Annotated in this window: 19 protein-coding genes and 1 tRNA gene; 5 read left to right on the forward strand and 15 right to left on the reverse strand. The window is 71.5% G+C overall.

Features of this window, described 5'->3' with window-relative positions:
* Positions 1 to 72: 72 nt before the first annotated feature.
* The 9 genes from ruvA to pgsA all read right to left on the reverse strand — a co-directional run bounded on the left by ruvA (position 73) and on the right by pgsA (position 7,461).
* On the reverse strand, positions 73 to 699 hold the full coding sequence (gene ruvA / locus ABTX18_RS18265; protein WP_352123725.1) for a Holliday junction branch migration protein RuvA: 627 nt from the start codon (positions 697 to 699) through the stop codon (positions 73 to 75).
* Positions 696 to 1,274 carry a crossover junction endodeoxyribonuclease RuvC gene (gene ruvC, locus ABTX18_RS18270; RefSeq protein ID WP_352123726.1) on the reverse strand — a complete coding sequence of 193 codons (579 nt, stop codon included), beginning with the start codon at positions 1,272 to 1,274 and terminating at the stop codon, positions 696 to 698. The genes ruvA and ruvC overlap by 4 nt, the downstream gene beginning before the upstream one ends.
* Positions 1,275 to 1,407: 133 nt before the next feature.
* Positions 1,408 to 2,160, reverse strand: a complete 753-nt coding sequence (locus ABTX18_RS18275; protein WP_136327460.1) for a YebC/PmpR family DNA-binding transcriptional regulator — start codon at positions 2,158 to 2,160, stop codon at positions 1,408 to 1,410.
* Positions 2,161 to 2,221: 61 nt separating this feature from the next.
* Positions 2,222 to 2,815, reverse strand: coding sequence for a pyridoxal 5'-phosphate synthase glutaminase subunit PdxT (gene pdxT, locus ABTX18_RS18280; RefSeq protein WP_352123727.1), 594 nt, complete (start codon positions 2,813 to 2,815; stop codon positions 2,222 to 2,224).
* A gap of 6 nt (positions 2,816 to 2,821) precedes the next feature.
* Positions 2,822 to 3,742, reverse strand: coding sequence for a pyridoxal 5'-phosphate synthase lyase subunit PdxS (gene pdxS, locus ABTX18_RS18285; protein WP_136327462.1), 921 nt, complete (start codon positions 3,740 to 3,742; stop codon positions 2,822 to 2,824).
* A gap of 193 nt (positions 3,743 to 3,935) precedes the next feature.
* Positions 3,936 to 4,481 carry a LemA family protein gene (locus ABTX18_RS18290; protein WP_352123728.1) on the reverse strand — a complete coding sequence of 182 codons (546 nt, stop codon included), beginning with the start codon at positions 4,479 to 4,481 and terminating at the stop codon, positions 3,936 to 3,938.
* Positions 4,482 to 4,562: 81 nt separating this feature from the next.
* The gene (locus ABTX18_RS18295; RefSeq protein ID WP_352123729.1) at positions 4,563 to 5,723 is read right to left on the reverse strand and encodes a glycosyltransferase family 4 protein; all 1,161 of its coding nucleotides are present in this window, start codon (positions 5,721 to 5,723) and stop codon (positions 4,563 to 4,565) included.
* A 131-nt stretch (positions 5,724 to 5,854) separates the two neighbouring features.
* Positions 5,855 to 6,784, reverse strand: coding sequence for a phosphatidylinositol mannoside acyltransferase (locus ABTX18_RS18300; protein WP_352123730.1), 930 nt, complete (start codon positions 6,782 to 6,784; stop codon positions 5,855 to 5,857).
* Positions 6,781 to 7,461: a phosphatidylinositol phosphate synthase gene (pgsA, locus tag ABTX18_RS18305; RefSeq protein WP_352123731.1), complete on the reverse strand. Its 681-nt coding sequence runs from the start codon at positions 7,459 to 7,461 to the stop codon at positions 6,781 to 6,783. Before pgsA ends, ABTX18_RS18300 begins: the two co-directional genes overlap by 4 nt.
* Positions 7,462 to 7,929: 468 nt before the next feature.
* Here pgsA and ABTX18_RS18310 point away from each other — a divergent pair, with 468 nt between their 5' ends.
* Positions 7,930 to 10,155, forward strand: coding sequence for an elongation factor G-like protein EF-G2 (locus ABTX18_RS18310; protein WP_352123732.1), 2,226 nt, complete (start codon positions 7,930 to 7,932; stop codon positions 10,153 to 10,155).
* 147 nt (positions 10,156 to 10,302) lie between these two features.
* The gene (locus tag ABTX18_RS18315) at positions 10,303 to 11,973 is read left to right on the forward strand and encodes an AbeC-like domain-containing protein (protein WP_352123733.1); all 1,671 of its coding nucleotides are present in this window, start codon (positions 10,303 to 10,305) and stop codon (positions 11,971 to 11,973) included.
* A gap of 88 nt (positions 11,974 to 12,061) precedes the next feature.
* Here ABTX18_RS18315 and ABTX18_RS18320 read toward each other — a convergent pair whose 3' ends face one another.
* Positions 12,062 to 12,622, reverse strand: coding sequence for an HIT family protein (locus ABTX18_RS18320; RefSeq protein WP_352123734.1), 561 nt, complete (start codon positions 12,620 to 12,622; stop codon positions 12,062 to 12,064).
* 65 nt (positions 12,623 to 12,687) lie between these two features.
* On the opposite strand from ABTX18_RS18320, the gene ABTX18_RS18325 reads away from it, so the two are divergent.
* Entirely contained in the window at positions 12,688 to 13,365 is a 678-nt protein-coding gene (locus tag ABTX18_RS18325) for a potassium channel family protein (protein WP_352123735.1), read from the forward strand.
* Between the two features lie 99 nt (positions 13,366 to 13,464).
* On the opposite strand, the gene thrS is transcribed toward ABTX18_RS18325, so the two are convergent.
* The 3 genes from thrS to ABTX18_RS18340 all read right to left on the reverse strand — a co-directional run bounded on the left by thrS (position 13,465) and on the right by ABTX18_RS18340 (position 17,375).
* Entirely contained in the window at positions 13,465 to 15,441 is a 1,977-nt protein-coding gene (thrS, locus tag ABTX18_RS18330; RefSeq protein WP_352123736.1) for a threonine--tRNA ligase, read from the reverse strand.
* A gap of 105 nt (positions 15,442 to 15,546) precedes the next feature.
* A complete protein-coding gene (locus tag ABTX18_RS18335) occupies positions 15,547 to 16,809 on the reverse strand; it encodes a hypothetical protein (RefSeq protein ID WP_352123737.1) in 1,263 nt (420 codons plus the stop codon).
* A complete protein-coding gene (locus ABTX18_RS18340) occupies positions 16,809 to 17,375 on the reverse strand; it encodes a DUF4365 domain-containing protein (RefSeq protein WP_148016276.1) in 567 nt (188 codons plus the stop codon). Before ABTX18_RS18340 ends, ABTX18_RS18335 begins: the two co-directional genes overlap by 1 nt.
* 191 nt (positions 17,376 to 17,566) lie before the next feature.
* Between ABTX18_RS18340 and ABTX18_RS18345 the strand changes: the two genes are divergently transcribed.
* The gene (locus ABTX18_RS18345; RefSeq protein WP_352123738.1) at positions 17,567 to 18,292 is read left to right on the forward strand and encodes a 3'-5' exonuclease; all 726 of its coding nucleotides are present in this window, start codon (positions 17,567 to 17,569) and stop codon (positions 18,290 to 18,292) included.
* A 79-nt stretch (positions 18,293 to 18,371) separates the two neighbouring features.
* Here the strand turns inward: ABTX18_RS18345 and ABTX18_RS18350 are convergent.
* Positions 18,372 to 18,443, reverse strand: a tRNA-Val gene (locus tag ABTX18_RS18350).
* 39 nt (positions 18,444 to 18,482) lie between these two features.
* Positions 18,483 to 18,929, reverse strand: a complete 447-nt coding sequence (locus tag ABTX18_RS18355; RefSeq protein WP_352123739.1) for an SRPBCC family protein — start codon at positions 18,927 to 18,929, stop codon at positions 18,483 to 18,485.
* 81 nt (positions 18,930 to 19,010) lie between these two features.
* Between ABTX18_RS18355 and ABTX18_RS18360 the strand changes: the two genes are divergently transcribed.
* Complete coding sequence (locus ABTX18_RS18360; RefSeq protein ID WP_352123740.1) at positions 19,011 to 21,473, forward strand: SCO7613 C-terminal domain-containing membrane protein; 2,463 nt, start codon at positions 19,011 to 19,013, stop codon at positions 21,471 to 21,473.
* The last annotated feature ends 4 nt before the right edge of the window (positions 21,474 to 21,477 follow it).

Genomic DNA, 21,477 nt, shown 5'->3' on the forward strand with positions numbered 1-21,477 from the left:
GTCCCGCCTCGGGTGTTTCGGTGCCGGGCCGTGGGGTGCGGGCCGGGCGTCAGGGGTGGTGCCCGGGTCCGCTCAGCGCGTGCGGTTGAGGGTCTGCAGGGCGGCGCGCAGCAGTTGCGGCACGGGCGGCTGGGCGCCCTGGGCGAGCGCCGCTTCCGCCTGGGGTGCCACGGCGCTCACCGCTTCGTCGGCCTCGCGGGTGGCGTAGCCGAGGCCGATCAGGGCGGCCTGGAGCTGGTCGCGCCAGGCGGCGGAGACCGGGGTGCCGATGCCCTGCTGGCCGATGTGGGCGCCGACGGGCTCGCCGAGTCTGTCCTTCAGTTCGAGCAGGAGTTTCTGGGCGCCCTTCTTGCCGATGCCGGACACGGCGGTGAGCGCCTTCTCGTCACCGGTGGCCACGGCGATGCGCAGGGCGTCCGGGCTGTGCGTGGCGAGCATGGCCTGGGCGAGCCGGGGTCCGACGCCGCTGGCGGTCTGAAGGAGCTCGAAGATCTGCCGTTCGTCGTCGTCGGCGAAGCCGTAGAGCGTCAGCGAGTCCTCCCGTACGACGAGGGAGGTGGCGAGCCTCGCCTCCTTGCCGACGCGGAGGCCGGCGAGGGTGTTCGGTGCGCACTGGACGGCCATGCCGATGCCGCCGACCTCGATCACGGCCGTGGTCGGGGCGAGCGCGGCGACGGGGCCGGTGACGAAGGCGATCATCGGGGGACCTTCCGGACGGGAACTGCTGCTGCGGTGCGCGGGACGCGCGGGGTGCGGGCAGCCGCTGCGGCGGCCGCGTGTGCTTGCTGGAGGCGGTTGAGCGCGGGGGCGCGCCAGATGTGGCAGATGGCGAGGGCGAGGGCGTCGGCCGCGTCCGCCGGCTTCGGCGGGGCGTCCAGGCGCAGGAGCCGGGTGACCATGGCGCCGACCTGGGCCTTGTCCGCGCGTCCGCTGCCGGTGACGGCGGCCTTGACCTCGCTGGGCGTGTGCAGGGCGACCGGGATGCCGCGACGGGACGCGCAGAGCATGGCGACCGCGCTGGCCTGGGCGGTGCCCATCACCGTACGCACGTTGTGCTGGGCGAACACGCGCTCGACGGCGACGAATTCGGGCCGGTGTTCGTCGAGCCACTGCTCGATGCCGCGCTCAATGGCTACCAGCCGGTGACCGAGCTCCGCGTCGGCCGCCGTGCGCACGACGCCCACCCCGAGCATCGTCAGGGGCCGGCCGGCGACGCCTTCGACGACTCCGACGCCGCAGCGCGTGAGCCCGGGGTCCACGCCGAGTACCCGCACGTCTCGCCCCCTCTCTGCCGATCGGTCAACTGTTCCGGCAGGCTATCGGCTCGCACTGACAATGCGACGGGCCGACGGGGTGTGTCCCCGTCGGCCCGTCCACAGAGAGCGGCGCCGGTCGCCCGGCGGCCTCTCAGGCGTCGACCTTCTCCATGACCTCGTCGGAGACGTCGAAGTTGGCGAAGACGTTCTGCACGTCGTCGCTGTCCTCCAGCGCGTCGATCAGCTTGAAGATCTTGCGGGCGCCCTCTTCCTCCAGCTCGACCTGCATGGTCGGGACGAAGTTGGCCTCGGCCGAGTCGTAGTCGATGCCCGCCTCCTGGAGCGCGGTGCGGACCGCGACCATGTCGGTGGCCTCGCTGAGGACCTCGAACGTGTCACCGAGGTCGTTGACCTCCTCGGCGCCGGCGTCGAGCACCGCGCCCAGGACGTCGTCCTCGGTGAGCTCACCCTTGGGGACGATCACGACGCCCTTGCGGTTGAACAGGTACGAGACCGAGCCCGGGTCGGCCATCGAACCGCCGTTGCGGGTCATGGCGACGCGGACGTCGGACGCGGCACGGTTGCGGTTGTCGGTGAGGCACTCGATGAGCACGGCGACACCGTTCGGGCCGTAGCCCTCGTACATGATCGTCTCGTAGTCGGCGCCACCGGCCTCGAGGCCGGCGCCGCGCTTGACCGCCGAGTCGATGTTCTTGTTCGGGACCGAGCTCTTCTTCGCCTTCTGGATGGCGTCGAAGAGGGTCGGGTTCCCGGACACATCGGCACCGCCGGTGCGGGCCGCGACCTCGATGTTCTTGATCATCTTCGCGAAGAGCTTGCCGCGCTTGGCGTCAATCACGGCCTTCTTGTGCTTCGTCGTAGCCCATTTAGAGTGGCCGGACATCTGCCTTCTCCTTCGCGTCACCAAAATCCGTACGAACCCGAGAGATCCTACCGGGGTCGAGTCAGCCGACCGCGCGCACCATGTCGACGAAGTACGCGTGAACCCGGTGGTCGCCGGTCAGTTCCGGGTGGAATGACGTGGCAAGGGCGTTTCCCTGCCGTACCGCCACGATGTGCCCGCCGTGCTCGGCCACCACCTCGGCCCGGGCGCCCACGGATTCGACCCAGGGGGCCCGGATGAAGACGCCTTCGACAGGGCCGTCGTCGATTCCGGCGACCTCGACGGCCGCCTCGAACGACTCGTTCTGCCGCCCGAAAGCGTTACGCCGCACGATCATGTCGATGCCGCCAACGGTCTCCTGGCCCGAGCGCGGGTCGAGGATCTTGTCGGCGAGCAGGATCATCCCGGCACAGGTGCCGTAGACGGGCATCCCCGCCCGCACCCGCTCGCGCAGGGGCTCCAGCATGCCGAACAGGACGGCCAGCTTGGACATCGTGGTGGACTCGCCGCCCGGGATGACCAGGCCGTCGACCTCGGCGAGTTCCTCGGGACGCCGGACCGGCCTGGCCAGGGCGTCCGCCGAGGCCAGGGCGATCAGGTGTTCCCGTACGTCGCCCTGGAGAGCCAGGACACCGATCACAGGGGTGTCGCTCATCAGTGACTACCAGCCGCGGTTGGCGTAGCGCTCGGTCTCGGGCAGCGTGTCGCAGTTGATGCCGACCATGGCCTCGCCCAGGTTGCGGGAGGCGTCCGCGATGATCTTCGGGTCGTCGTAGAAGGTGGTGGCCTTCACGATGGCGGCGGCGCGCTTGGCCGGGTCGCCGGACTTGAAGATGCCGGAGCCGACGAAGACGCCCTCGGCACCGAGCTGGCGCATCAGCGCGGCGTCGGCCGGGGTGGCGACGCCACCTGCGGAGAAGAGGACGACGGGCAGCTTGCCCAGCTCGGCGACCTCCTTGACCAGCTCGTACGGGGCACGGAGGTCCTTGGCGGCGGCGTACAGCTCGTTGTTGTCGTAGCCGCGCAGGCGGGCGATCTCGTTCTTGATCTGGCGCAGGTGACGGACGGCCTCGACGACGTTGCCGGTGCCTGCCTCGCCCTTCGAGCGGATCATGGCCGCACCCTCGGCGATGCGGCGCAGGGCCTCGCCCAGGTTGGTGGCACCGCAGACGAACGGGGTGGTGAACGCGAACTTGTCGCTGTGGTTGACCTCGTCGGCCGGGGTGAGGACCTCGGACTCGTCGATGTAGTCGACACCGAGGGACTGCAGGACCTGGGCCTCGACGAAGTGTCCGATGCGGGACTTCGCCATCACCGGGATGGAGACGGACTCGATGATCTCCTCGATCATGTTCGGGTCCGACATCCGGGCCACGCCGCCGTCCTTGCGGATGTCGGCCGGCACCCGCTCCAGGGCCATGACGGCCACGGCGCCCGCGTCCTCGGCGATCTTCGCCTGCTCGGCGTTGACGACGTCCATGATCACGCCGCCCTTGAGCTGCTCGGCCATGCCGCGCTTGACGCGGGCGGTGCCGGTGGCGGGGGCGTCTGCGGACTGGGGGGTGGCGGGATTCGTGGACACGGGGCGACCTCACTCGGAGAAAAAGGGTGCTGAGCCTGCGGACTGAACTGATGCGCTGCACTCATGCACTGCTGAGCTGCACTGCACTGATGCACTGCTGAGCAAACGCTGCGACACCAGTCCACAGCAAGGGCCAATGGAAGGCCGGTGGATCGTTTTGGCCCGGGGCACAGGGCCCAGCCGGTCCCCGGCGTCAGCTGCCCGGGCGGTCCGCGAGGGCCACCGGTGGCTCGTCGTCCATCTCGAAGGCCAGCGGGAAGGGGGCGTGGCCTGCCAGCCGGAACCAGCGCACCGTGCGGTGGCGGCGCAGCGCACGCGCCGCCCGCACCGCGTCGTTGTGGAACCTGCGCGCCATCGGGACCCGGCGTACGGCCGCGGCCAGCTCCGACGCGGCCTCTTCGCCGCCCGGGATCTCCTTCACCGCCTCGACCTGGACCGGCTCGCCGAACACCGCGCGCAGAGCGGTGCTCAGCTCGCTCTCGGCGACCTCGCGGTGCTCCTCCTCCGACTGGCGGGCGGCGTGGGCTGCCTCGTACAGAACGATGGAGGCCGCCGGGTCGAGGACGCCGGACGTGGCGAGTTCCTGGGTGACCGAGGCGCGGCGCAGGAGTTGGGCGTCGAGGGCGGCGCGGGCCGCGTCGATGCGGGTGTGCAGCCGGTCGAGACGACCCGCGGTCCAGCTGAGATACAGGCCGATCGCGATGAGCACGACGACGGTCCAGATGAGGGTTTGGGTCACGGGCGGCAAGGCTACCGGGGAGCCGCCACGCCCCGGCCCTCCCGGCCGGCGGGATCACCGTCCGAGGGGGCCGGCACCGGCTCAGTCCCGGGCCAGCCCGAACCGCGCCCGCAGCCCTGTGCGTTCGTCCGTCGCCACTGAGGCGGCCCCGTCCGCCACCGTCTCGTACACCCCGAGGATGTCCGCCCCGACCGTGGACCAGTCGAAGCGCCGCACATGCGCGGTTCCGCGCGCGCCGAGTTCCGCGCGCCGGTCCGGGTCGCCGAGCAGGCGGACCGCCGCCCCGGCCAGGGCGTCGGCGTCCTCGTTCGCGAACAGCTCCCCCGCCGCGCCCTGGTCCAGGACCTGCGCGAACGCGTCCAGGTCGCTGGCCAGGACCGGTGCGCCCGCCGACATGGCCTCGACGAGGATGATGCCGAAGCTCTCGCCTCCCGTGTTGGGCGCGACGTACACGTCGACGCTGCGCAGCAGCCGCGCCTTGTCCTCGTCGCTCACCATGCCGAGGAACTCGACGCGTGCGCGCATCTCCTCCGGCAGCGAGGCGACGGCCTCCTCCTCGTCTCCCCGGCCCGCCACGAGCAGCCGGGTGTCCGGGCGTGCCGCGAGGATCGCGGGCAGGGCCCGCATCAGGACGGGCAGGCCCTTTCGGGGCTCGTCGATGCGTCCGATGAAGCCGATCGTGCCCCCCTGCCACTCGGGCCTGGGCTCGGCCGCGTCGAAGAACCCGACGTCCACCCCGTTGGGGATGACGACCGCGTCGCCGCCCAGGTGCTCGACGAGGGTCCGGCGCGCGTACTCGCTGACCGCGATGCGCGCGCTGATCTTCTCCAGCGCCGGCTGGAGGATCGGATAGGCGGCGATCATCGCCCGCGAGCGCGGATTGGACGTGTGGAACGTGGCGACGATCGGACCCTGCGCGGCCCAGCAGGCCAGGAGTCCCAGCGACGGCGAGGTCGGCTCATGGATGTGGATCACGTCGAACGCGCCGTCGTTCAGCCACCGCCGTACCCGGGCCGCGGACAGGAAGCCGAAGTTCAGCCGGGCGACGGAGCCGTTGTACGGGACGGGCACGGCCCGGCCCGCGGAGACCACGTACGGCGGCAGCGGCGTCTCGTCGTCGGCCGGGGCCAGCACGGAGACGTGGTGGCCGAGCCGGATCAGATGTTCGGCCAGGTCACGGATGTGGAACTGGACGCCGCCCGGTACGTCCCAGGAGTACGGGCAGACGATGCCGATCTTCACTGCCGGGGCCTTTCGTTCGGTCGGGCCGGATCGGGGAGTGCGTGCAGGTGCGAGGCGACCGAGCGTGCCAGACCCCGCGAGCCCGGCATGACTCGAACGGAATCGAAAGGCCCTGGGGCCTCTCGTCCGGATCAGGCCGCGCCGGGTTCGAGGTCGGCGAGCCAGAGCCGCTGCAGCATGTGCCAGTCCTCCGGGTGCTCGGCGATGCCCAGGGCGAACGCGTCGGCCAGGGCCTGTGTCATCACGGACGTCTTTCCGGCACGGTCACCTGTGCCGGGTACCTCGACGGGCGGATGGATCCGCGCCTTCATCACCGGCGTGTCGTCGTACGAGAGGGTGACGGGAAGCAGCAGCGCACCGGTCTGCTGGGCCAGGAGGGCCGGTCCCGCCGGCATCCGGGCCGTGTCCCCGAAAAACGTCACCTCGACGCCAGAGGCCGACAGGTCGCGGTCGGCGACCAGGCAGACGAGGCCACCCTCGCGCAGCCGGCGCGCCAGCGTCCCGAACGCGGTGCCGCCGTTGTGGGCGAGCACCTCCATGCCCAGGCCCTCGCGGTAGGCGACGAACCGGTCGTAGAGCGATTCCGGCTTGAGCCGCTCGGCGACGGTCGTGAACGGGACCTTCAGATCGGTGGTGACCCACGCCCCCGCCAGGTCCCAGTTACCCAGGTGCGGCAGCGCGAGGACGACGCCGCGCCCGGCGTCGAGGCCCTCGGTCAGCCGGTGCGCGTCCGTCACGTCGATGGACGCCTTGATCCGCTCCGGGGTCCAGGTGGGCAGCCGGAACGACTCCATCCAGTAGCGCATGTACGAGCGCATCCCCGCCTTGGACAGGGCCGCCAGCCGGGCCGGGCTCGCGTCCGGCACGACCCGCGCCAGATTCGACTCCAGCCGCAGCACGCTCTTGCCGCGCCGCTTCCACACCTGGTCGGCCAGGGTCCTGAAGAGCGCCCGCGCGGCCGGTTCGGGGAGCTTCTTGACCGCGGCCCAGCCCAGCCCGTACAACGCGTCGCTCAGCCGTTCACCGGCACCGGGCTTCGTCTCCCCGGGCTCACCGCTCACTGCGCGGCCTCGCTCCCCCGGTCCGGCGCGGCCGGCACCGCGGCGGCCGCGTCGGCCTCGGCGGACTCACGGCGCACGGTCACGACCCGCTGCACCAGCGTCACCAGGCTCCCCGCGGCGACGATCCACAGGGCGATCGGCAGGAGGACCTGGATGCCCGGCACACCGAACCCGTGGAGCCCCGCGAGACCGGCGGCCACCAACGAGATCACCAGGCGCTCGGCACGCTCCACGAGCCCGTTCACCGCCACCGGCAGCCCGATCGACTCACCGCGCGCCTTGGTGTACGAGACCACCTGACCGCTCGCCAGGCAGAAGATCGAGACCGCGCACAGGACGTTGTCGTCGCCGCTGCCCGCGTACCAGAGCGCGAAACCGGCGAAGATCGCCCCGTCGGCGACCCGGTCGAGCGTCGAGTCGAGGAACGCGCCCCAGCGGCTGGAGATGCCCGCCTGCCGCGCCATGTTGCCGTCGACGAGATCGGAGAAGACGAAGATCGTGATGACGATCGTGCCCCAGAAGAACTCACCCATCGGGAAGAAGACCAGCGCACCTGCCATCACCCCGGCCGTGCCGATCAGAGTGACCGCGTCGGGACTCACGCCCAGACGGAGCAGCAGTGCGGCGAACGGCGTGAGGACACGCGTAAAGAATGCACGCGCGTACTTGTTCAGCATGGCCTTCCCGAGGGTCGGTGGGCCGCATGACCCCGTCGGCCACCGGCTCGAGGGCGCTGAACGTCCGGCCGGACACGGAATGCGGTGTCCGGTGCGTGCGGCTGCGATGCGCCGGAGCCTCCCCATGGCAGAGCCATGAGGGACACTTCGGCAACGCCGCAGATGTGCGTGCCGGACACCGCGGGCCCGGCCGGGGCTTCAGCACCCTCCTGGCCCATCGTAGTCACGCGCGAGGCGCTCCACCGTACGGGCACCCTGGGCAGGGCCTTCGGTCCGCCGCCACGCGACGCCCGTACCCCGCCGCCGCGGGGTACGGCGTATGGACGCGGCCCGGACGGAGTGGAAAGCTCGGAAGTACCGCGGGCGTCGTCGTAGCCGCCGCGGCGGCTCCCCGTACCCGTGCGACCGCTCCCCATCCCGCGCCGGCGGGCCCTCCGCCAGGCGCCATCCACCCGGGAGGCACGCGTCATGGGCGACAAGGCACACACGCACACCGGAGCCGCCGGAGGAGTAACGGCGGCCGGCCACCCCTCCGCCATAAGGAACGTGGTACTGGTCGGCCACAGCGGCTCCGGCAAGACCACCCTCGTCGAGGCCCTGGCACAGACCGCGGGCGCGGTCAACCGGGCGGGCCGGGTCGAGGACGGCACCACGGTCTCCGACCACGACGGGATCGAACAGCTCCGACAACGCTCCGTATCACTCTCCCTCGTCCCCGTCACCTGGGACGGGATCAAGATCAACCTGCTGGACAGCCCCGGATACGCCGACTTCGTCGGGGAACTCAGGGCCGGTCTGCGCGCGGCGGACGCGGCCCTCTTCGTCGTCTCGGCCGCCCAGGAGGCCGACGCCGTCGCCGGCACCACCCGCGCCGTCTGGGAGGAGTGCGCGGCCGTCGGCATGCCGCGCGCCATCGTCGTCACCCACCTGGACACCGCCCGCACCTCCTTCGACGCGATGACCCGGATCTGCGGCGAGATCTTCGGCGGCGACGACCCCGACGCCGTACTCCCCCTCTACCTGCCGGTGTACGGCCCCGAGGCCGCCGACGGACACGCCCCGCTGACCGGGCTCACCGGACTGCTCTCGCAGCGGATCCTCGACTACTCCGGCGGCGAACGGCAGGAGCGCCCGCCCGCCGAGTCCCAGCAGGCGCCGCTGGCCGACGCCCGCAGCCGTCTGATCGAGGGGATCATCGCCGAGAGCGAGGACGAGACCCTGATGGACCGCTACCTCGGCGGCGCCGACATAGACATCCGGACACTCGTCGACGACCTCGAACGCGCGGTCGCCCGCGGCACCTTCCACCCCGTCCTCACCGCCGCCCCCGCCGCCGACGGCGCCCGCGACGGCATCGGCACCGTCGAACTCCTCGACCTGATCACCGGCGGCTTCCCCACCCCGCTCGAACGCCCCCTGCCCGCCGTGACCACCCTGCACGGCGCCTCGCTCCCCGCCCTGGACTGCGACCCGCAGGGCCCTCTGGCCGCCGAAGTCGTCAAGACGGCCTCCGACCCCTACGTCGGCCGGCTCTCGCTCGTACGCGTCTTCTCCGGCACGCTGCGCCCCGACGACACGGTGCACGTTTCCGGCCACGGACTCGTCGACCCCGGCCACGAGGCCCGGCCCCTGCACGAGGCCGAGATCCGCGTCGGCGCCCTCTCCTCGCCCTTCGGCAGACAACAACGGCCGCTCACCGCCTGCATTGCCGGCGATCTCGCCTGCGTCGCCCGGCTGGACACCGCGGAGACCGGCGACACCCTGTCCGCGCCGGACCATGCCCTGCTGATGGAACCGTGGACGAGGCCCGACCCGCTGCTGCCGCTCGCCATCGAGGCGCACGGCAAAGCCGACGAGGACAAGCTCTCCCAGGGCCTCGCGCGCCTCGTCGCCGAGGACCCGACCATGCGCCTGGAACAGAACCCGGACACCCACCAGGTCGTCCTGTGGGGTCTCGGCGAAGCCCACCTGGACGTGGCGCTGGACCGTCTGCGCACCCGCTACGGCGTTCAGGTCGACGCCGTACCCCACCGCGTCGCCCTGCGCGAGACGTTCGCCGGACCGTCCACCGGACGCGGCCGCCACGTCAAACAGTCCGGCGGCCACGGCCAGTACGCCATCTGCGAGATCGACGTCGAGCCGCTGCCGGCGGGCTCCGGCATCGAGTTCGTCGACCAGGTGGTCGGCGGATCGGTGCCCCGCCAGTTCATCCCGTCCGTCGAGAAGGGCGTCCGCGCCCAGGCCGCCCGCGGCCTCAGCGGCGGACATCCGCTGGTCGACGTGCGCGTCACGCTGCGGGACGGCAAGTCCCACTCCGTGGACTCCTCCGACGCCGCCTTCCAGACCGCGGGCGCCCTGGCCCTGCGCGAGGCCGCGGGCGACGCCCGTATCCGGCTCCTGGAACCCGTCGCCGAAGTCCGCGTCCTGGTCCCCGACGACTACGTCGGCCCGGTGATGAGCGATCTCTCCGGCCGCCGAGGCCGGGTGACCGGCACCGAACAGTCGGGCGCCGGACGCACCCTCGTACGGGCCGAGGTGCCGGAACTGGAGATCGGACGCTACGCGGTCGACCTGCGCTCCCTGTCCCACGGAACCGGCCGCTTCGACCGCTCCTACGCCCGCCACGAGGCCATGCCCCCACAACTCGCCGACCGCCTCCACGCACAGCAGGACAACGGCACGAAAGGAACATAGAGCCGTCGTCCGGCCGGCGTTGTCCACAGGGCCGGACGGGGTACCGATCCGGACGATACGCTGTGCTGCCAGGTCAGAAAGTGTGCCGGACCCGGCAGTTGGGAAACAGCCGCAGGAGCGGTTCCTCGGTGGCGAGTGGGGGCGACAGTGGCCAGCAACGGATTCGATTTCTCTCCCGGAGCGCAGATTCCGCTCCAGGGCTCGGCGGGAGCGGCGGTGGCGACCAACGCCCTCGCCTCCGCCGCGTACCGCGACAGCCCGGTGGAGGACATCCTCAAAGCCAACAGCGAGTGGCACAAGTCCGAAGTGAAGGCAGGACGTTCCAAGCTCTTCAAGTCCGACTACTTCAAGCCCAACCTCGGCGAGGCCTTCGCCCGCGCCGTCCAGGAACGCATGCTGGGCGGTGCGCGGAAGGCCCTCATCCAGTCCTTCGGCAGCGACCCGCAGACCGTCGTCGAGCACTGCCTCTCCGCGACCCGCCTCCGCAAGGCCCGCGACACCAAACTCACTGCCGTCACCGCCCTGTTCGGCTTCGCCTTCCTGCCCGGAATGCTGCTGTGGGTCATCGCTTTCCGCCTGCGCGACGGCCTCGGCAACACCAAGGACAAGGTCCTCGCCACCGTCGGCAACGCCCTGCTCCCCGTCTTCGGCATCGCCGCCCTGTTCTTCCTCGTCAAAATGCCCCTCACCGGGCTCCTCGGGCTGTACCTGCGCGCGATGGTCGTGGCCCCCGTCATCGGCTGGCTGATCGCCAAACGGATCGCCGAGACCTCCGCCAAGGACATGCGCGCCCGCTGGGAGGGCCTGCTCTCCGGCGGCGGCGTCATCGCCAAGATCCCCGAAGCCGTGCCGAAGAACCCCAACGAGACCGCACGCGAGGCACTCCGCCAGGGCCTGGAGAAGCTCGCCGCCGAGCAGCAGTCCAACTCCGTCTTCTACGCCGGCCCCAAGGGTATCCTCGGCATGGGCACCCGCTGGGGCAGCTGGCAGCTCGCCGAGGACCTCGTCCCCAAGGAACCCGGCAAGGAATTCCACCAGTTCCGCAGCTGGGACCTGATACGCGTCATCCACGACCAGCTCAAGATGATGGAGCGCGGCCCGCTGAACACCGGCGGATTCCCCAAGCCCTCCGTCACCCACTGGATCGTGTCACCCGTCGGTGAGAACGCCGACGAGGTGTCCCGCCCCGAGGGCGAGGACGTCGCCACCTTCCAGGTCAAACCCCACGAGATACAGCGGATCTGCAACCACCAGCAGTTCGGCGGCGGCGACCGCCACTACCTGGGCGTCCAGTTCACCCTGTGGGACGGCCAGCTGGTCATCACCATGATGATCACCGTCACGGTCCTGTACGAGACCCTGCGCATCGAGGTCACCGGACACGCGCTCGGACCGGTCCACTCCCTGTTCACCAGCAAGCCCGCCGCCAAGAAGAAGACCGTCAACAAGACCGTCAAGTTCTGGGAGACCCGCGACATCACCCTCGCACTCGTCGAATCGAAGGAGGTCGTCCGCCTAGCCCTGCGCGCCCCCTTCACCTGGTACCCGCCGATACTCGACTACCTCGGCGGCAAGATCGCCCTGCCGGAACCCTTCGGACTGCGACACGCCTGGGCCGAGAAGCCGTGGCGCCACCGCTTCATGGCCGACGACGCGATGCGCGCCGCCACGCCCGTCCTGCGCGTCGTGCACAGCGCCGTCCTGAAGGTCCTGGAGGAAAACGGCGTCGACACGGAACGCTTCGACAACCGCTCGACGATACTGAGCGGACTCATCCAGGACCCCACCCCGCGCAAGGCCGACCTGTACGAGGCGTAACCCACACAGCACATACGCGTGCGGGGCGCTCCGGAAAGATCCGGAGCGCCCCGCACGATGAGCGTGCCCCGCACAATGAGCGTGAAGATCAGGCAGCCGGCCAGACGCCGGCCAGCATCTTCCGGGTGTCGGCCAACAGTTGCGGCAGCACCTTGGTGTGACCCACCACCGGCATGAAGTTCGTGTCCCCACCCCATCGGGGCACCAGATGCTGATGCAGATGCGCGGCAATACCCGCACCGGCAACCGCACCCTGATTCATCCCGATGTTAAAACCGTGCGCCCCCGACGCCGCACGCAGCGCGGTCATCGCACGCTTGGTGAAATCGGCGAGCTCCAGCGTCTCCGGACCGTCCAGCTCGGTGTAGTCCGCGACATGCCGGTACGGCACCACCATCAGATGACCGCCGTTGTACGGGTACAGATTCAGCACGGCGTAGACCTTCTCGCCGCGCGCGACGACGAGCCCGTCCTCGTCCGACTTCGAGGGGATCTCACAGAACGGACAGCCGTCGCCTGCCTCCGGGCCGGTCGGCTTGTTCTCGCCCTGGATGTACGCCATCCGGTGGGGCGTCCACAGGCGCTGGAACGCATCGGGCGTTCCCACTCCGATCTGCTGCTCCGGCTCACTCGTCATGCCGATCAGCATATGGCGTCCCCCCTGCGAAGCGTGTCGCCGGGGCCGATCCCGTCCCCCGGCGCGATGCTGGGCCGATGAGCGACCGCACCCCGGCCCGCCCCTCGCCCACTCTCACCCACTGGGAGCAGCGCACCGAGGTACCGCTGTTCGCCGCCTCGCTGCTCTTCCTGCTCGGCTACGCGGTCCGCGTCCTCGGCCCGCACGACGCCGACCCGTGGCACGACATCTCCCTCGCCCTGGTCGCCGCCACCTGGCTCCTCTTCGTCGTCGACTACGCCGTACGCATCCGCCTCAGCGGCCTGGGCCACCGCTTCGTCCGGACCCACTGGCTCGACACGCTCGTGCTCCTGCTGCCACTGCTGCGCCCGTTGCGGCTGGTCAAGGTCTACTCGGCCATCCAGCAACGCCGCGACGAGCCGCGGCTGAGCCTGTACGCACGGGTGATGTCGTATGCGGGCCTGACGGCACTGCTGCTCGGCTTCTCGGCGGCCCTCGCGGTCTACCACCAGGAGCACGACGCGCCGGGCGCCTCGATCCGGACCTTCGGCGACGCGGTCTGGTGGGCCTGCGCGACGCTCACGACGGTGGGGTACGGGGACGCCGTGCCGGTGACGCCGTGGGGCCGGGTGGTCGCGGCGTTCCTGATGGCCTGCGGGCTGGCGCTGCTGGGGGCGGTGACGGGTTCGTTCTCGTCGTGGCTGATTCAGGTGTTCCGCAGGGAGGACGAGAAACGGCCCCCGGCGAGCGGGTAGCTCACCGGGGGCCCAGCCCCGCTTGCGCGGGGAGCAGAACCTCTGACCCCGGCTCTGAATCTCCTGCATCGGGCCATCCCCGCTCACGCGGGGAACGCATCACACCTGCTCGCGACGCTCCACCACATCAACGAGCTTGGCGATCGCTTCGTCACGGGCGATGCCGTTCTCCTGCGAGCCGTCGCGGTACCGGAACGACACCGTGCCCGCGTTCATGTCCTCGTCACCGACGATGATCATGAACGGCACCTTGGCCTTCTGATGGTTCCTGATCTTCTTCTGCATGCGGTCCGAGGAAGCGTCCACGTCGATGCGCAGCCCCTTCTTCCGCGCCTCCGCCGCGAACTCCTGGAGGTACGGGATGTGCGCGTCGCCGATCGGGATGCCGACCGCCTGGACGGGCGCCAGCCACACCGGGAACGCACCCGCGTAGTGCTCGAGCAGCACCGCGAAGAAGCGCTCGATGGAGCCGAACAGGGCGCGGTGGATCATGACCGGGCGCTGCTTGGTGCCGTCGGGACCCGTGTACTCCAGGTCGAAGCGCTCCGGCAGGTTGAAGTCGAGTTGCACGGTCGACATCTGCCAGGTCCGGCCGATGGCGTCCTTGCACTGCACCGAGATCTTCGGGCCGTAGAACGCGGCGCCGCCCGGGTCCGGGACGAGGGGCAGACCCTGCTTCTCGGCGACCTGCTGCAGCGTCGCCGTGGCCTCTTCCCACGCCTCGTCCGACCCGACGAACTTCTCGGGGTCCTTGGTGGACAGCTCCAGGTAGAAGTCCGTCAGCCCGTAGTCGCGGAGCAGGTTCAGGACGAAGGTGAGCGTCCGGTCCAGCTCCTCCGCCATCTGCTCCTTGGTGCAGTAGATGTGCGCGTCGTCCTGCGTGAAGCCGCGCGAGCGGGTCAGGCCGTGCACGACGCCCGACTTCTCGTACCGATACACCGTGCCGAACTCGAACAACCTCAGGGGCAGTTCACGGTAAGAGCGGCCGCGGGCGTCGAAGATCAGGTTGTGCATCGGGCAGTTCATCGGCTTGAGGTAGTAGTCCACCCCGTCGTCGAGCTGCATGGGCGGGTACATGCCGTCGGCGTACCAGTCCAGGTGACCGGACTTCTCGAAGAGCTTGCCCTTGGTGGCGTGCGGCGAGTAGACGAACTCGTAGCCCTCCTCCTCGTGGCGGCGCCGCGAGTAGTCCTCCATGGCCCGGCGGATGACGCCGCCCTTGGGGTGGAAGACGGCGAGGCCGGGACCGATCTCGTCGGGGAAGGAGAACAGGTCCAGCTCGTTGCCGAGCTTGCGGTGGTCCCGCTTGGCGGCCTCCTCCAGGAACTCCAGGTGCGCCTTCAGCTCGTCCTTGGTCGGCCAGGCGGTGCCGTAGATGCGCTGGAGCATGGGATTGCGCTCGCTGCCCCGCCAGTACGCCGCCGCGTTCCGCATCAGCTTGAACGCCGGGATGAACCGGGTGGTCGGCAGGTGGGGGCCGCGGCAGAGGTCCTTCCAGCACAGCTCGCCGGTCTTCGGGTCGAGGTTGTCGTAGATGGTCAGCTCGCCGCCGCCCACCTCGACGTCCGCGCCGTCGTCCGAGGAGGCGGAGCCCTTGATGCCGATGAGCTCCAGCTTGTACGGCTCGTCGGCGAGCTCCTCGCGGGCCGCCTCGTCCGTCACGACCCGGCGGGAGAACTTCTGGCCCCGCTTCTGGATCTCCTGCATCTTCTTCTCGATGGCCTTGAGGTCCTCGGGCGTGAACGGCTTCTCGACGTCGAAGTCGTAGTAGAAGCCGTCCTTGACCGGCGGGCCGATGCCGAGCTTGGCCTCGGGGTGGAGCTCCTGCACGGCCTGGGCCATCACGTGCGCGGTGGAGTGCCGCAGGATGTTGAGGCCGTCCTCGGACGAGATCAGGACGGGCTCGACGGTCTCGCCGTCGGAGACGACGTACGCGAGGTCCTTCAGTTCACCGGCGATGCGGGCGGCGACGACGGTGCGCTCGCCGGGGAAGAGCTCGGCTGCCGTAGTGCCCGTCGTCACCACGCGCTCTTCCCGCTCGGAATCGCGTTGGATGGTCACACGGACGTCTGACACCGGTCTCTCCTGACTGAGGGGACTACCCACATTTCTATGGTGGGCACAATGGGGAATCGTACCGAGCCGACCGCCCCCTTAGCGAAATGGGCCACCTGCGCCCCGCTACTCCCCCGCGCAGGCCTCCTCGAAATAGTCGACGTTCTCCTGGAGCGACTTCATCAGCCGGTCCCGTTCCTCCTCGTCGACCTGCACCGGAACCACCTGCGAGGCCCTGGTCAGCCGCCGGAAACCGCCCCGGCTCTCCAGCCTGCCCTCCACCCGTATGGGCAGCCCCACGAGGTGGGCCTGGCCCGCTATCCGGTAGGCCTCCTCGTCGAGTTCCAGCCGTACGTGCGGCACCTCGGCGCCCGCCAGGACCCGCAGCCGTACGATTCCGGCCCCGCGCGGCCCCGAGCGGCGCAGGCGCACGACCGCGCCGGTGATCCGTACCGTCACCGCGGGCTCTTCCTGGAGGTAGCGGGCCCCGGCCAGGCGCAGGGCCGGCAGGTCGCCCGGGGAGAACTCGACGGGTTCGGGGCGTACGGGGCAGCCGTCGGGGACGCCCGCGGAGGGCGCCCATTCCAGGGCGATCCCGGCCCCCTCCGATCCCCGGACGAGCGCGATGACCGCCTCGGTCAGTTCCCGGCTGACGCCCGCCTCGACGGCGGTGTCGAAGGCCTCCATGCCGCCGGTGGCCCGTTGGTAGTCGACCGCCTCCCGGCAGGCGTGAAGGGCCTGATAGAGCCGTACGGCGACGGGACGGCCCGCTTCGACGGGGACGAACGCGGTGAGCTCGCGGCCGCCGGGTGCGGGTCCGATGAGGATGGAGCCGAGCGTCGCGAGGGCGCGGCGGCGGTGGCGGGCGCCGTGGTAGCCGGCCCGGCCGCGGACGGCGAGCGCTCCGGCCAGCAGGATCTGCCGGGCGGAGCCGTGCAGCTGCTCCGCCCGGGTCCAGTTGGCCGCCCCGGCGGCTCCGGCGGCCGGTTCGGGCACGTCGCGCCACCAGCGGATCTCGTCGCTGGGGACGGCGAGGGAGACCAGGATCTCGCGGGCGGAGGGTGCCGCGCTGCGGGCCAGGGCGGTCAGTGCCTCGCCCAGCAGGTCCTCGCTGTCGGGGAACGCGGTGGTGTCCGGCACGAGCAGGCTGGTGGCGGTGCCGGACGGTTCTGGCGGGGTCCAGCGGCTGTAGCGGCCGGCCGCTCCGCCGCGCCGCTGCCAGCCGTGCCGGGCGAGCAGGGCGCCGAGGACCGCGGGGTCGACGCGGGCGGGATCGGGCAGAGCCCCGGCCGGTGAGCCGGTGGGCCAGGGGCCCGCCTGTTCGGCGGGGTGGGATCGTACGGCTGACGGGAACACTTCGTGGACGGACTCGTCCATCGGCCGGTGCATCAGGGTCTCCCTCCCGCCCCGACACGGGTCATGATCTCGCAGAGCGCTCGGTCGTCGAAGATGCGCGAGGTCGGGATCCGCACGGTGGTCCGGTGCCGGCCGGTCACGGCGTGACCGGCCAGGTTGGTCCAGTAACAGCAGTGCCGCAGGTCGAGGCGGTCGTGCCCGGCACGCAGCCAGTCGTCCTGGCTGCGGGGCACGAGCATCACGACGAGGATCTTGTGCACGGACACGGGGGTCCGGGCGAGCTTCACGAGGTGGGCGTTGTCGAGGGTGAAGGCGAACGTCGGGCCGGGTGGGCGGGGCGGTATCTGGTAGGTGCACTTCAGCTGGACCTTGATGGTCACCTCGTCGTCGACGACGTGGCCGGGGGCTCCGTGGCTGACGTGCCAGTCGATGCCGTTGTCCGGGAAGGGCTGCGACAGGGAGCACCCCGCGGCGGCCGCGACCGCGTGCAGATAGCCCACCTGGAGGGTCTCCATGCAGGCGGTGGTGGCGAGTGCGCCGCGCAGCGGTGCGGTCCGCTGGGGCAGCAGCCCGCTCGGTTCGGGCTGCGCGAGCGCCATGGCTCCGTAGGCCTTCCGGGCTGTGCCGATGGGTGAGTTGGACGGGGCGGCATGTCAACGTCCGCCCCCGTCACCTGTGTTGTCACCGCACTGGGCGGCCCTCAAACGGCGTATCAGGCAAAGGGTGCGGGTATCACCGAACCGGGCAGAGGAATCACCTCATCTGCCGCCGGGGCGCGAGGAGTTCGGGGATGACTCATTGGTATGAGGGGCCGCTGGCCGCTTTCGACACCGAGACGACGGGCGTGGACGTCGAACGGGACCGGATCGTTTCGGCCGCGCTCGTCGTCCAGGACAGTGCCGGCGGGCGGGCGCGTGTCACCCGCTGGCTGGTGAATCCGGGAATTCCGGTGCCCGTGGGGGCGACGGAGATCCACGGCCTGACGGACGACCACCTCCAGCGCAACGGGCGGTGGCCCGCGCCGGTGGTCGAGGAGATAGCGAGGGCGCTGGCCGAGCAGAGCGCGGCGGGCCGGCCGCTGGTCGTGATGAACGCGCCGTTCGATCTGACGCTGCTGGACCGGGAGTTGAGGCGGCACCGGGCGTCGTCGCTCGCCGGCTATCTGCAGAACGCCTCGCTGTGCGTCCTGGATCCGCGGGTGCTCGACAAGCACCTGGACCGCTACCGCAAGGGACGCCGCACGCTCACGGACCTCTGCGAGCTGTACGGGGTGGTGCTGGACGGAGCGCATGACGCGGCAGCCGATGCGGCGGCGTCGCTGGAGCTGGTCCGGGCGGTGGGGCGGCGGTTCGCGGCCCGGCTGGAGCGGCTGTCCCCGGCGGAGCTGCACACGCTCCAGGCGGTGTGGCACGCGGCGCAGGCGCGCGGTCTGCAGGCCTGGTTCGCCAAGAGCGGGACGCCGGAGACGGTGGATCCGGCCTGGCCGCTGCGTCCGGAGCTGCGCGCCGCGGCGTGAGCGCGGAGTCACGGTCTTCGCGTCCGGACACGCGAAGGCCGGTCCGTCGGTGATGCTGACGGACCGGCCTCTCCCGGGGTGGGCGATACTGGTTTCGAACCAGTGACCTCTTCGGTGTGAACGAAGCGCTCTCCCACTGAGCTAATCGCCCGGGAACGGGTTGAACCATACAGGGCTCGGCGGGTGTGGTTCAAACCGCTTCCAGCCGGGCCGCGAGGCCGCGCCGTCCGGCCCGCATCATCAGGGCGTGATTGGCCCGGAACAGGGGCCGTCCCGGCACGGCGAGGACCCGCATCAGGCCGCGGCGCACCACGACCTCCTGCTCGTACGTGGCACGGCTCCCGGCGCCATGCGGGACGACGGTCCAGCGCGCCCAGCCGTCGAGGTCGCCGGTGAGGGTCACCTCGAGGACGCCGCCGGGCACGTCGTGGCGGCGTGCGCGCAGGGTGACGACGAGGTCGTACGGGAGGAGGGAGCGGATCCGGGCGGTTCCGGAGGACTCGTCGACGCGGGTGACCTCGCGGACCTGGGGCCACCATCGCGGGTAGTGCTCGACGCGTTCGAGGTGGGCGTAGACGGCCCGGGGCGGGGCGGGGAGCTCCCAGGTGCTGACGAATCGGTAGTGGCTCCAGTCCATGGCTCCAGGATGCGTACTCAGCCGGGGATCTGAGTACCCGTGCGCATGCCCCTTCGCGTGGCCCGCACCACACTCGCCCGTATGGAACATCTGCCGCCACCCGCCGAGGAACTGGTCCTCCTCGACCGTGAGCTCGCCCGGCTCGATCTGCGCCGGTCCCAGCTGCTGACCCGCCGCGCCTGGCTGCTGAGCGTGCTGCAGGCGCCCGGCCCCGCGCCGGTCACGCCGCCCCGTGTCTGGGGCGCGCCGCCCGTTCCCCCGGTCCGCACCCGTAGTGCGCAGAATGTGCTGCTCACCCTCGGCGGTCTGCTGCTGACGATCGCCGCGATCGCGTTCACCCTGGTGAGCTGGGGGCAGATGGGGATCGGCGGGCGTTCGGCGGTCCTGACCGCGGTCACGGTCGCGGCGCTGAGTGCGCCCGCGGTGCTCCTGCGGCGGGGTCTGTCCTCGACGGCGGAGGCCCTCGCGGGCCTGGCGTCGGTGCTGATGGTGCTGGACGCCCTCGCCCTGTATCTGGTCGCTGTTCCGGACTCGGGTGCCGGGTACGCGGCCGGCGCCTCGGCCGTGCTGGCGGTGCTCTGGGCGGCCTACGGTCTGCTGGTGGGCCGGTTGCGGCTGCCGCTGCCGCTGGCCGTGGCCGGCGCGCAGCTGCCGCTGGTGCTGTGGGCGTGGGCCGGGGAGGCGGGCGCTCTGGTGTTCGCGGTAGCGCTGCTGGCGACGGCGGCGCTGGACTGCGCGATCGCGGTGTGGTGCAAGGGAGTCGCGGTGCGGGTCACCGCCTGTGCCGGTCTCTGTGTCACGGGCGGTGCGGGTCTGCTGGTGGCTCTGGTGCAGTCGCTGTCGGCCGGGGGCCCGGCGGGTGCGGTGGCGCCGGGGGCGCTGCTCCTGGCCGGTGCGGTGATCGCTCTGGCGGGGGCCCGTCGGGCTCCGGTGGCGCTCGCGGTGGCCGCGGGTGCGGTGGCGGGACTGGCCGCGGTCGCGGCGGTGGGCGGTGTCGTGGCGGCGGGGGTGCCCGACGCCTGGGCGGTGCAGGTGTATCTGGTGTGCGGCGGGCTGGTTCTGCTGGGTGTACGGGCTCCGCTGGGGCGTCCGGCCGGGCGGGGTCTGGTGTGGGCGGCGGGTTCGGTGGCGGCCGCGGCGGTACTGTTCGCGGCCGCCCCGGTGGCGGTGGTGCTGGTGGGTCCGGTGGCTCAGCTGGGCCGGCTGTGGTCGGGGGCGCCCGAGGACGGGATCCGGGCAGCGGTGGGGGCCGCGGAGCTGCCGTGGCAGGACATGGCGGCGGCTCCGGTGGTGCTGCTGTCGGTGGCCGTGGCGCTCGGGGCGGCGTTCCGGTCGTGGGAGGGCGTGGTGCGGTGGGCCGGTCCGGTGCTGTCGCCCGGGCCCGGGTGGCGCACGGCCGTCGGCGCCTCGGCGGTGGCGGCCGGCTGGGCGGGGCTCACGGTGCTGCCGCCCGCGCTGGACGCCTCGTACGCGGCGGCTGTCGCGTCGCAGACGGTGCTGGTCGCGGGGGTTCTCGCCGGTGCGGTGGCCGCGCTGCGCCGGGGTCCTTCGGGGGCGGCGCTGACCGCGTGGGTGTGCGGGTCGGCCGGTGCGATGGGTGTGGCGTTGCTGGCGCTGGGTTCGGAGCCGGCCACCTATGCGGTGTTCGGGGTGCTGTTGCTGCTGTTCGCGGGCGCCGCGGTGGCGTTGGAGGCACCGGGGGACCCGTCGCGTTCGCCGGTGGTGGTGACGGTGCAGGCGGTGGTGGCGTGCGCGGCGGTGATCTGTGCGGCGGTGCTCGCGGCCGCCTTCGGTGCGTCGCTGGGTCTGGCGTTGTACGAGGCGGCGCCGGTCCTGCTCGTCGTCCCCGCGGTGACGGCCGGGCTGGGCGCGCGGCTGAAGGGCCGCCCGGTGGCGCTGCCGCTCGAACTGGCCGGCGCGGCGGCGGGGATCGCCGCGGTCGTGGCGGCGCTGGGCGACCCGGCGTTCCTGGCTCTGGTGCTGGCCCTGTGCGGCGTACTGGCGGCGGGTACGGCGCTGCGTCCGGAGCGGCGGCAGGTGGCGGGCTGTCTGGCCACGGCGCTGTTCGTCCTGGCGTCGTGGGTGCGGCTGTCGGCGTCCGGGGTGTCGTCGCCGGAGGCGTACACGCTGCCGGTGACCGTGCCGGCGCTGGTGATCGGTGTGCTGCGCCGTCGTCGCGATCCGTCGGCGTCGTCGTGGACGGCGTACGGGGCGGGTCTGGCGGTGACGCTGGTGCCGGCGCTCGTCGCCGCCTGGACCGACGCGTACTGGCTGCGGCCGTTGCTGCTGGGTGCGGCGGCGCTGGTGAGCACGCTGCTGGGGGCGCGGCTGCGGCTCCAGGCACTGCTGGTGCTGGGCGGTGCGGTGCTGGCGCTGGACGCGCTGCACGAGCTGGCGCCGTATGTCGTGCAGGTGGTGGGTGCGATGCCGCGCTGGGTGGCGCCGGCGCTGGCCGGGGTGCTGCTGCTCGCGGTGGGGGCGACGTATGAGAAGCGGCTGCGTGAGGCCCGGCGGCTGCGGGACGCCCTGGGCCGGATGCGGTGACCCG

It is taken from the genome of Streptomyces sp. NPDC096323, from assembly GCF_040302845.1.
In the GTDB taxonomy this organism is placed as follows: Bacteria; Actinomycetota; Actinomycetes; order Streptomycetales; family Streptomycetaceae; genus Streptomyces.

Bases quoted from the DNA above. Each gene is read 5' to 3' on its own strand.
- ruvA (WP_352123725.1), bottom strand. From the start codon at position 699: ATGATCGCCTTCGTCACCGGCCCCGTCGCCGCGCTCGCCCCGACCACG.
- ABTX18_RS18275 (WP_136327460.1), bottom strand. From the start codon at position 2,160: ATGTCCGGCCACTCTAAATGGGCTACGACGAAGCACAAGAAGGCCGTG.
- pdxT (WP_352123727.1), bottom strand. From the start codon at position 2,815: ATGAGCGACACCCCTGTGATCGGTGTCCTGGCTCTCCAGGGCGACGTA.
- pgsA (WP_352123731.1), bottom strand. From the start codon at position 7,461: ATGCTGAACAAGTACGCGCGTGCATTCTTTACGCGTGTCCTCACGCCG.
- ABTX18_RS18310 (WP_352123732.1), top strand. From the start codon at position 7,930: ATGGGCGACAAGGCACACACGCACACCGGAGCCGCCGGAGGAGTAACG.
- ABTX18_RS18320 (WP_352123734.1), bottom strand. From the start codon at position 12,622: ATGCTGATCGGCATGACGAGTGAGCCGGAGCAGCAGATCGGAGTGGGA.
- ABTX18_RS18325 (WP_352123735.1), top strand. From the start codon at position 12,688: ATGAGCGACCGCACCCCGGCCCGCCCCTCGCCCACTCTCACCCACTGG.
- ABTX18_RS18335 (WP_352123737.1), bottom strand. From the start codon at position 16,809: ATGCACCGGCCGATGGACGAGTCCGTCCACGAAGTGTTCCCGTCAGCC.
- ABTX18_RS18340 (WP_148016276.1), bottom strand. From the start codon at position 17,375: ATGGCGCTCGCGCAGCCCGAACCGAGCGGGCTGCTGCCCCAGCGGACC.
- ABTX18_RS18345 (WP_352123738.1), top strand. From the start codon at position 17,567: ATGACTCATTGGTATGAGGGGCCGCTGGCCGCTTTCGACACCGAGACG.
- ABTX18_RS18355 (WP_352123739.1), bottom strand. From the start codon at position 18,929: ATGGACTGGAGCCACTACCGATTCGTCAGCACCTGGGAGCTCCCCGCC.
- ABTX18_RS18360 (WP_352123740.1), top strand. From the start codon at position 19,011: ATGGAACATCTGCCGCCACCCGCCGAGGAACTGGTCCTCCTCGACCGT.